The organism is Saccharopolyspora sp., assembly GCF_017434145.1.
GTDB classification, from domain to species: Bacteria; Actinomycetota; Actinomycetes; order Mycobacteriales; family Pseudonocardiaceae; genus Saccharopolyspora_C; species Saccharopolyspora_C galaxeae.
Genome location: NZ_JAFRFW010000155.1, coordinates 1 through 8,361, shown reverse-complemented (window position 1 = coordinate 8,361; position 8,361 = coordinate 1). Strand labels below are relative to the sequence as shown.

General features: G+C 71.7%; 10 protein-coding genes. 1 reads left to right on the top strand and 9 read right to left on the bottom strand.

Annotated features, from left to right (window positions below):
• From IJH84_RS04425 to IJH84_RS04390, 9 genes are all read right to left on the bottom strand, one after another.
• Nucleotides 1–323 (bottom strand): ESX secretion-associated protein EspG (locus tag IJH84_RS04425; protein ID WP_295140500.1); only part of this gene is annotated, 323 nt, incomplete at its 3' end.
• Nucleotides 320–1,180, bottom strand: a complete 861-nt coding sequence (locus IJH84_RS04420; protein ID WP_295140497.1) for a PPE domain-containing protein — start codon at nt 1,178–1,180, stop codon at nt 320–322. The genes IJH84_RS04425 and IJH84_RS04420, both read right to left, overlap by 4 nt.
• Before the next feature lie 42 nt (nt 1,181–1,222).
• Nucleotides 1,223–1,498, bottom strand: a complete 276-nt coding sequence (locus tag IJH84_RS04415) for a hypothetical protein (RefSeq protein ID WP_233628529.1) — start codon at nt 1,496–1,498, stop codon at nt 1,223–1,225.
• A 313-nt stretch (nt 1,499–1,811) separates the two neighbouring features.
• Nucleotides 1,812–2,537: a DUF3558 domain-containing protein gene (locus IJH84_RS04410; protein ID WP_200073423.1), complete on the bottom strand. Its 726-nt coding sequence runs from the start codon at nt 2,535–2,537 to the stop codon at nt 1,812–1,814.
• Between the two features lie 60 nt (nt 2,538–2,597).
• Nucleotides 2,598–2,951, bottom strand: coding sequence for a DUF1707 domain-containing protein (locus IJH84_RS04405; RefSeq protein WP_295140492.1), 354 nt, complete (start codon nt 2,949–2,951; stop codon nt 2,598–2,600).
• A 74-nt stretch (nt 2,952–3,025) separates the two neighbouring features.
• Nucleotides 3,026–4,363 (bottom strand): dicarboxylate/amino acid:cation symporter, encoded by a 1,338-nt coding sequence (locus tag IJH84_RS04400; protein WP_295140489.1) that lies wholly within the window; start codon nt 4,361–4,363, stop codon nt 3,026–3,028.
• A gap of 123 nt (nt 4,364–4,486) precedes the next feature.
• A complete protein-coding gene (locus IJH84_RS29210) occupies nt 4,487–4,561 on the bottom strand; it encodes a putative leader peptide (RefSeq protein WP_367268954.1) in 75 nt (24 codons plus the stop codon).
• 86 nt (nt 4,562–4,647) lie between these two features.
• Complete coding sequence (locus tag IJH84_RS04395) at nt 4,648–5,265, bottom strand: nucleoside triphosphate pyrophosphatase (protein ID WP_295140487.1); 618 nt, start codon at nt 5,263–5,265, stop codon at nt 4,648–4,650.
• A 206-nt stretch (nt 5,266–5,471) separates the two neighbouring features.
• On the bottom strand, nt 5,472–7,331 hold the full coding sequence (locus IJH84_RS04390; RefSeq protein WP_295140502.1) for a Xaa-Pro dipeptidyl-peptidase: 1,860 nt from the start codon (nt 7,329–7,331) through the stop codon (nt 5,472–5,474).
• 333 nt (nt 7,332–7,664) lie between these two features.
• On the opposite strand from IJH84_RS04390, the gene IJH84_RS04385 reads away from it, so the two are divergent.
• A partial coding sequence (locus IJH84_RS04385) for a glycoside hydrolase family 3 N-terminal domain-containing protein (RefSeq protein ID WP_295140485.1) occupies nt 7,665–8,361 on the top strand: 697 nt, incomplete at its 3' end.

Below are 8,361 nucleotides of genomic sequence, written 5' to 3'. Positions count from 1 at the left end.
GTGACCAGCACGCCGTCCTCGCCGCGGGCGCCGGCGAACACGCGCACGCTGCGGCCGCACCACAACCGTCCGTCCACTTCGGACGTCGGGTGGTCGAGCAGGCGCAGCAGCCGGGCGAGTCCCCGGTTCAGCTCGCCGCCGCCAGCCAGGTTCCGGTCGGCCCGTCCGCGCCACACCGCATCGACCAGCTCGGCCCGTTCGCGGTGGGTGCGGCCCGGCGAGTGCACCCGAAGCACCAGCGGAACCGCCGCCACGCCAAGGTGTTCGGTGAGCACGTCGAACTCCAGGGCCGACAGCTCGCGGCCCGGTGCTCCGGTCGTCAACCCGGATCCCCGCCGATCACGGGACGGGACAGGGTCTGCTGCTCGTCGAAGAATCCGCCGGGGTTGCCGAACTGCTCGGTGACCTTCCGGTCGACTTGGTCGTCGTCGCGCCGTCGGGACCGGGAACTCCCGGTGTGCCCGCCGCCCTTGTGCTGATCGGTGCGCGATCCGCCGCGGCCCGATCCGCCGCGCCCGGACTGCCTGCCGCTCGGAGCCGACGCGGATCCCGGCACGCCTGGCGGCGCGATCGCGGAGTTGTGCCAGCTGATCGTGATGCCTTGCTGCCCCGGTCCCTTCGCCGCGCCCGGTGCCGCCGCCGGGCCGTCCACCACGACCTGCGGCGGCGGCGTGAACGAGGCCAGCGAGGTGGTGTTGGCCTGCGTGGCGCCCTCGTAGGTGCGCATCACCTCGAACGCGCGCTGCTCGGCCGCGTCGCGCCGGGCCTCCTGCACCTCGTAGTCGGTCTGCCCGCCGAACAGGTGCACCAGGCCGGTCACGGCCGAACCCGGGTCTTCCGAGGTCACCCGCGTCGGCTGCGGCATGTCCGCGCGCGCCTTGCCGACGAATGCGGCCTGCTGCTCGGCGCGGTCGCGCATCACCTCGGCGGCGGCCTGCGCCTCGGCGGCCCAGTCGCCGAGCGGGCGCAACCCGCCGCGGGCGCTGTCCGCCGCGTCGCCTTCCCAACCGGCCATCGCCGAGTTCAGCGCAGCGGCGATACCGCCGTCGATCTCGCCGAGCGCGCGGGTCAGCTCGCTCCAGCGCCGCACCGAGTCGGTCGAGCCGTCCGCACCCGGACCCTGGTTGATCTGCTCGTAGAGCTCCTCGTGGCGGTAGCCCTGCCAGCGGTGCTCGCTCATCTGCGGCCTCCCGTCCGAGGCGGCCTGCGGGCGGGGAGCATCTCAGCACCCACCGGTGAGCCGGGCCGCGTTGGTCTCGTCGATGTCCACGTAGTTCTGGTTCGCCAGCCGCAGCGACTCCGCGGCCGACTGCAGCTGGTCGCGGTAGCCGCACAGCGCGGTCAGCGCGTCCTGGTCACCGCCGACCGAGCGGAGGTTGAACTGCTCGGCCGCGGTGCTGCTGACCGGATCACCCGCCCACGGGCGGATGCGCAGTTCGGTGATGGCGTGCTCGATCTGCACGCCCACCGCGTCCAGCGAGGACTGCAAGGCACTCACGAGGTTCGGAATGGCGCTGGGCTCGACCCGCATGGAACCGCCGGCGCCTCCCGGCGCCGGAACATCCGGCGAGCCGTCCCCTGAATGCAGCGGCACGGGTTGTTCCCTCCCACGGGTAAAACGTCCGCGCTCACTCTAATCACCAACCATCACCGTGGGGAGTGCTCCAAACGCGGTGAGTATCAACACTGCGGATCTTCCGGAGCTGGTGCTGCGTCGGCCGGTGCCGGTTGTTCAGGCGGCTGCGCCGGATAAGAAGGAGTGCAGCGCACACCGAACAGAAGAGCCGCTGAGCGGCGGCGTGCGGCGTGGCTCAGTCCGTCGGCCGCGGCGTGGTCGGTGCTTGCGAAGTGGTCGCTTCCCCGGACGACGATTCCGAGGTGGAGGTCTCCTCGGAGGTCGGCGGTGCGGGATCGGCGAGCGAGGCCACCGCGTTCTCGGCGACCCGCTGCGCCCCCGCGCAAAGCGCGTCCAGCGGCGGCGCCGGCTGGCCGCCGTCGTCGCGGTAGAGCACGTCCAAGTGCTGCCCCGCGGCGACGTCGACCGCGACGTTGCAGGCCATGTCCAGGTCCGGGGTCTTGATGACCAGCGCCGGGAAGCCGCCCAGCACCACGGGAGTCGCCTGCACCTGCGCGGTGTCGTCGGTCCACACGTCCATGGACTCGGTGGTGATCAGCGACAGCCGCGCGCCGACCTTCGCCGTGGTGTTGCGGAAGCTGCAAGTGGGCGCGTCGCCGAAACCGGCCTCGGCGTCGGCCAGCGGTTCGCGGTCGAAGCCCAGCTGCCCGCGCTGCTGTTCGGTGAGCAGGTCGCACGGGTCCACGCCGGCCATGTTCATCTCGAACGGCCGCGGCGGCAGCGGGGCCGGGGCGCTGGTGGTCGGCGGTGCGGGCGGCGGCGGTGGGGGAGCTGTCGTTTCCGCGGTGTTCTCCGAGCGCAGCAGGCCACAACCGGAAACGGTGAGCATTCCCGCGGCGACCACACCGCCCCACTGCGCGGCCGTGCGCGCCCGTCGAGTCGGGGTCCGCGAGCTGTGCATGGCACTCACCGTAACCAACGCGCCGTCGGCTCCGGGTGAACTTGCGCCACGCGCGAGTCGTCAGCGGCGCATCAGCAGGACGAGCGCGGCGGCCGCGGCCGCCAGCGGCAGCAGCAGGATCGGCTTGAGCACCCCCACGACGCAGACCAGCAGCAGCACGATGCCCAGCGGGATGCGGCCGACCGGACGGCGGCGAGGCGGCTCGGGTGCCTGCGCGTGCGGCGGCGAAACCATGTTCGGCAGGTGGGCGAACAGGGCCCGCAGGTCGGACTGGAAGCGGGCCGCGGCGGCGTCGGCGCAGCGCTGGTCGTACTCGCCGACGTCCAGCCGCCCCGCGGTCAGGTGCTCGCCCAGCGCCTTGATCGCGGTTTCCCGTTCGGCATCGCCCACCCGAAGGTTCCGTCCGCTGCCCACACCGCCATCGTAGGCGGCGTCGCGCGCAGCCGGAGAACTCCGCGACACCGATTTTTCCCGCTGTTCGCCAGGCCCTAGGCCTCGGCGCCCGAAGGGCTGCGGGACAGCAGCGGCGGCTCGCTCGGGGAGTTCAGCACCTCGTCGTCGATCAGTCCTTCGCCGCGTGCCACGACCGCGGGCACCACGATCTGCCCGGCCACGTTGGTCATCGTGCGCATCATGTCCATGATCGGATCGACGGCGTAGGCGATGGCGATGCCGGTGGCCACCACCTCGGGCGGGAAGCCGAGCGCGCTCAGGGTCAGCGTCAGCATCGTGAACCAGCCGGTGACCCCGGCCGTGGCGATGGCGCCGAACACCGCGACCAGCACGATCGTCAGGTACTGCACCGGGCCGAGGTGGATGTTGAACAGGTTCGCGATGAAGATCGACCCGACCGCCGGGTAGACGGCTGCGCAGCCGTCCATCTTGGTGGTCGTGGCCAGCGGAACCGCGAAGTTCGCGTAGGAACCGCGCACGCCCAGGTTCTCCGCGGTCTGCCTGCTCAGCGGCAGGGTGGCGCTGGACGAGCGGGACACGAAGGCGAACTGCAGCACCGTCCACGCCTTCGCGAAGAAGGTCCGGGGACTGATGTGCGCGACGAACCGCAGCAGCACCGGGTAGACCACGAACAGCACGAGCGCGCAGCCCAGGTACGTCGCCCCGATCAGCTTCAGCAGCGGGGCGAAGAACTCGTTGCCGTAGGTGGCCACCGCGTTGCCGATCAACCCGAGCGTGCCCAGCGGCGCGAGCAGGATGATCCAGCCCAGCACCCGCTGGATCACCTCGAACAGCGAGCGGTTGAACTCGACGAACGGCTTCGCGCGGTCGCCGAGGCTGTAGGCGGCCGCACCGATGATCAGCGCGACGAACACCACCTGCAGCGTCTGCCCGTCGGCGAACGCGCTGACCAGGTTCTCCGGCACCAGCCCGGTGAGCAGGTCCAGCCAGGACCCCTGGGTCTTCTGCCCGATGGCGGAGAGCCGCTCCGGGTCGGGTTCCAGCACCAGGCCCTGGCCCGGCTGCACGAACCTGCCCACGGCCAGCCCGATGACCACCGCGATCAGCGAGGTGATCGCGAACCACATCGCGGTCTTGCCGCCGAGCCGGGCGGCGAGCTTGCCGCCGCCGACGCTGCGGAGGCTGTCGATGCCCACCACGATCGCGGTGAAGATCAACGGCAGCACGGTGAACGTGAGCAGCTTGGTGAACGTGGACCCGACGGTGTCCATCGCGGTGATCAGCCATTTCGCGCCGGTGCTCTTCGCGATCCAGCCGAGCACGGCGCCGAGCACGAGTGATGCGACGACCGCGACGGCGAACGCTCGCGGGTTGAAGCGCGGTCGCCTCTTCGGCGCGGGAGTGGTGGACACAGGGGTCTCCTGAGCGGACGTGCGGCGGAGATCGCCGCGGGGGATTCCGGGAGGGCGGCTGATCGGCGGGTCGCGCGGATCAGGCCGGGACCGCTCGCGAGGGGAACGGCCGGGCGCGGACGGTCAGCGACAGACGCTGCTGGCCTGCCGTCGCAGATCGACGTGCAGCCGAGAGGTCAGATGCCGGTGATTTCCCATCGCGGACAGTTGTAACCCGGTCGAGCGCCCACGCCATCCCGCGGTAACCGAATTGTGCTCACGTTCACCCGTGCGCACACCGATGGTCACGCGGTCCCGGACGTCCAGAGGTCGGTCACGCGGACGCCGACCTCGGCGAGCAGCCCGCGAGTCAGCGGCAGGCTGATGCCGATCACGCTGGACGGATCGCCGTCGATCCCTTCGACGAACCAGCCGCCCAGGCCGTCGAGGGTGAACCCGCCCGCGACCCGCAGCGGCTCACCGCTGGCGAGGTAGGCGTCCAGCTCCGCCTCGGTGGGTTCGGCGAAGCGCACCGCGGTCGTGCGGTGCGCCTGGGCGCGGGCGACGACTTCGCCGCCGCTCAGCTTGAGCACGGCGTGACCGGTGAGCAGCTCGCCGGTGCCGCCGGCCATCTGCCGCCAGCGCTTGGCCGCGACCTCCGGATCGTGCGGTTTGCCGACGACCTCGCCGTGCATCGACAGCATCGAATCGCAGCCGACGACCACCGCGTCCTGCTCGCCTGCGCGGACCGCTTCGGCCTTGGCCGCTGCCAGCGCGGTGACCAGCTCGGCGGGTTCCGGATCGACCAGCGCGGCGGCGACGGCGTCCTCGTCCACCCCGGAGACCCGCACGACCGGTTCGATCCCGGCGGCGCGCAGCACGGACAGGCGGGCGGGGGAGGCGGAGGCCAGCACGAAACGCACGGCCCGACTCTAGAGGGTGGTTCGGGTGCGGTTCGCGCAGCTCCCGGACCGGAGCCATCGAGTGGTGACGGGGACCGTAGCCCAGCCCATCGGGGCCGAGGAGTCCATCGGCACCGGTCGGGTGGTGCGCGTGCGTGTCGGTTTCGGTGTGGATGGGAGGTGAGCGATGGGGACCGTCGTTCGGCCTATCGCGGCGAAGGAGTCCTTCACTCCGGGGTGTCGCCGTTGATGCGGGGTGTCGGGCGGGATGGGGTGCGGTCCGGCCGCACGGTCGGGGCGCTGCTGGGCTGCTCCGCCAGGCCGGCCGCGGTCGCGGCCGCGGGGCCGCCGACGACCGGCACCGACACCGAGGTGCCCGCCAGCCCGAGATCGACCCGTCCGGGCTGCTCGGGAGGCTGGATCGTGGATCCGTCGGTGCCCGCGACGATCAACCCGAGCCGGTGCCCCGCAGGCACGACGTGATCGGTGGTGCCCAGCCGGAACGTCATCTCGTACGGATTCCCCGGCTGCAACGGGGTCTCCTGCGACAGCGATTCGTGGTTGGCCAGGTCGGCCCAGCCGCGCGCCACGATCTGGTAGTCCACATCGGACTTCGTGGCTTCGGTGTCCCGGTAGCAGGCGTCGTCACCGGGGCGGTTCGCGCCCCAGCAGGACTCGGTGTCCAGGGTGCGGATGCCCTCGCCCGGTCCCAGCGCGTCGCGGGTGGTCGCCGGGCCGTAGTCGACCAGCATCGCCGACAGGTGCGCGCTGGAGGTGCCCGGCGTCGCGCGCACCGACACCGATCCGGTGCCCGCGACCCGCATGTCCTGCTGCAACGGCGCTGAGGTGAACAGCGTCCGGTTCGCCGCGGGCTGATCCGGATGCTCGGCCCAGTCGTACTCGGTGCTGCGTCCGTCGTCGGTGAACGACTCCTGGCCGTCCGCGGGCGCGACGCCGAGCCCGCCCAGTCCCGGGGCCTCGCCGGGAGCCGGGTGCAGCGTGGTCGGCGCGGCGGTCTCGCCGGACCAGCCGGGTTCGTCGGACCACTCGTCCGGGGCGCGTTCGATGCTCGCTGCCGGTTCGTGCTCGACGCCGTTGTCCGCGCCCTTGAGGTAGTGGTCGAACCAGCGGTGCAGCGTGTCGACCCACTCCGCGCGGCGGAAGTCGAACGGGTCGACGTGGCCGGTCTGGCTCAGCCACACCTTCCGCGGCACGTCGTTCGCGGCCAGCGCGTCCCACCACTGCCCGAACTGGATCGTCTTGACGTTGAGGTCGCCCAGCCCGTGCACGGCGAACACGCTGGCCCGGACTTCGCCCGCGTCCGGTGCGTAGTCGCGCTGCCGCCACATCGGCGTCGTGTCGCCGTTGGCCGGTGCGCCTTCGTCGAGCCGCTGCTTGACCGGGCCGCAGTCCGGTCGGCCACCGCCCTCCTCGACGCTCTCGGCGAGCCCTCGCGGGTCGGTTCCGAAGCTGACGCCGTCCGAGCGGTAGTAGTCGTACCAGGAGCTGATCGCCCCGATCGGCACGATCGTGCGCAGGCCCTCCACACCGGTCGCGGCGACGCCGTTGGCGATCGTGCCGTCGTAGGACTTGCCGATCATGCCGGTGTCGCCGGTGGACCAGCCGGCGTCCGCCTCAGTGCCGCCGGTGGGGCTTCGGTAAGCCTTCGCGCGCCCGTTGAGCCAGTCGATGACGGCTTTCGCCGAGGTCACGTCGGACTCGCCGCCGACGTCCACACAGCCTTCGGAGCGGTTCGTGCCCGCCAGGTCCACCAGCACCGTCGCGTAGCCGCGCGGCACGAAGTAGTTGTCGTAGAACAGCGGGAAACCCTGCGGGCGGCCCTGCTCGTCGTAGGTCTTGCGCTCGTCCTCGTTGCCGCGGCCGCAGCAGGAGTAGTAGGGGCTCGCATCCATGATCACCGGGACCGGCCGGTCCGTCGGCGGGCGGACGATGTCGGCGGCGACCCGGTCGGTCGCGCCGTCGCCGTCGTTGTCGAGGCCGGTGTCCACCCACACCGTTTCGCGCACCGGCTCCGGTTGGGCCGGGGCGGCCGGTGCTGCGACCGCGGGTGTCGCGGTGAGCAGCAGCAGGGCTGGGCACAGCAGCGCGCGCAGCACGCCCCGCCGTTTCGACTTTTCCGGCACGGCCACCTCCGATGATCTTCCGGCAGGTTAAGCGCCGCGCGCGCACCCCGGCCACGGCCGAAAGTGTGGCTGCCGATGATCCGCCATTCCTCCAGAAGGACCGTTCGCCGTCCTCGCAGGTGCAGCGGTCGATCCTCGCGGATCGTCCGCGGAAATGCGGTTGGGAAATTCCCGGAGTCCGGTGCGGCCGTTCGGCGGAAGAAACGCGGGGAACCGTTCCTTAACGTTCGGAATGGCGGAATCGCCCGGAACATGCGTTCTCGATGAGGAGGATCGATGCGGGGCCGACGTTTGCGGACATCGCTGACCGTGACCGGCCTCGCTGCGGCCGCGCTGCTCACCGCCGGTTTCACGCCCGCGGTCACCGAGCAGCCCGGCTACCGCGACCCGGCCGCACCCGTGCCGGAACGCGTGCAGGACCTGATGTCGCGGATGTCGCTGGACGACAAGCTCGGGCAGATGGTGCAGTCCGAGCGGGTCGCCGCCGGGCCGCAGGAAGCGGCGCAGTACCGCCTCGGCTCGGTGCTCAGCGGCGGCGGTTCCGCGCCCGAGCCGAACACCGCCGAAGCCTGGGCGGACATGTACGACGAGTACCAGCGCGCGGCGCTGGCCACGCCGCTGGGAATTCCGCTGCTCTACGGCGTGGACGCGGTGCACGGCCACAACAACGTGCACGGCGCGACGATCTACCCGCACAACATCGGGCTCGGCGCGACCGCGGACCCGGACTTGGTGCGGCGCATCGGCGCGGCGACGGCCGAAGAGGTCGCCGCCACCGGCATCGACTGGGACTTCGCACCTTGCCTGTGCGTGGCGCGCGACGACCGCTGGGGCCGCACCTACGAATCCTTCGGCGAGACGCCGCAGCAGGCATCGGCGATGAGCAGCGCGGTCACCGGGCTGCAAGGCGAGCGCCTGGGCGGTTCGCCGTCCTCGGTGCTGGCGACCGCGAAGCACTACGTCGGCGACGGCG

What these genes read in the sequence shown, in the direction of transcription:
- IJH84_RS04420 (WP_295140497.1), bottom strand. Translation starts at nt 1,180, where the DNA reads ATGAGCGAGCACCGCTGGCAGGGCTACCGCCACGAGGAGCTCTACGAG.
- IJH84_RS04410 (WP_200073423.1), bottom strand. Translation starts at nt 2,537, where the DNA reads ATGCACAGCTCGCGGACCCCGACTCGACGGGCGCGCACGGCCGCGCAG.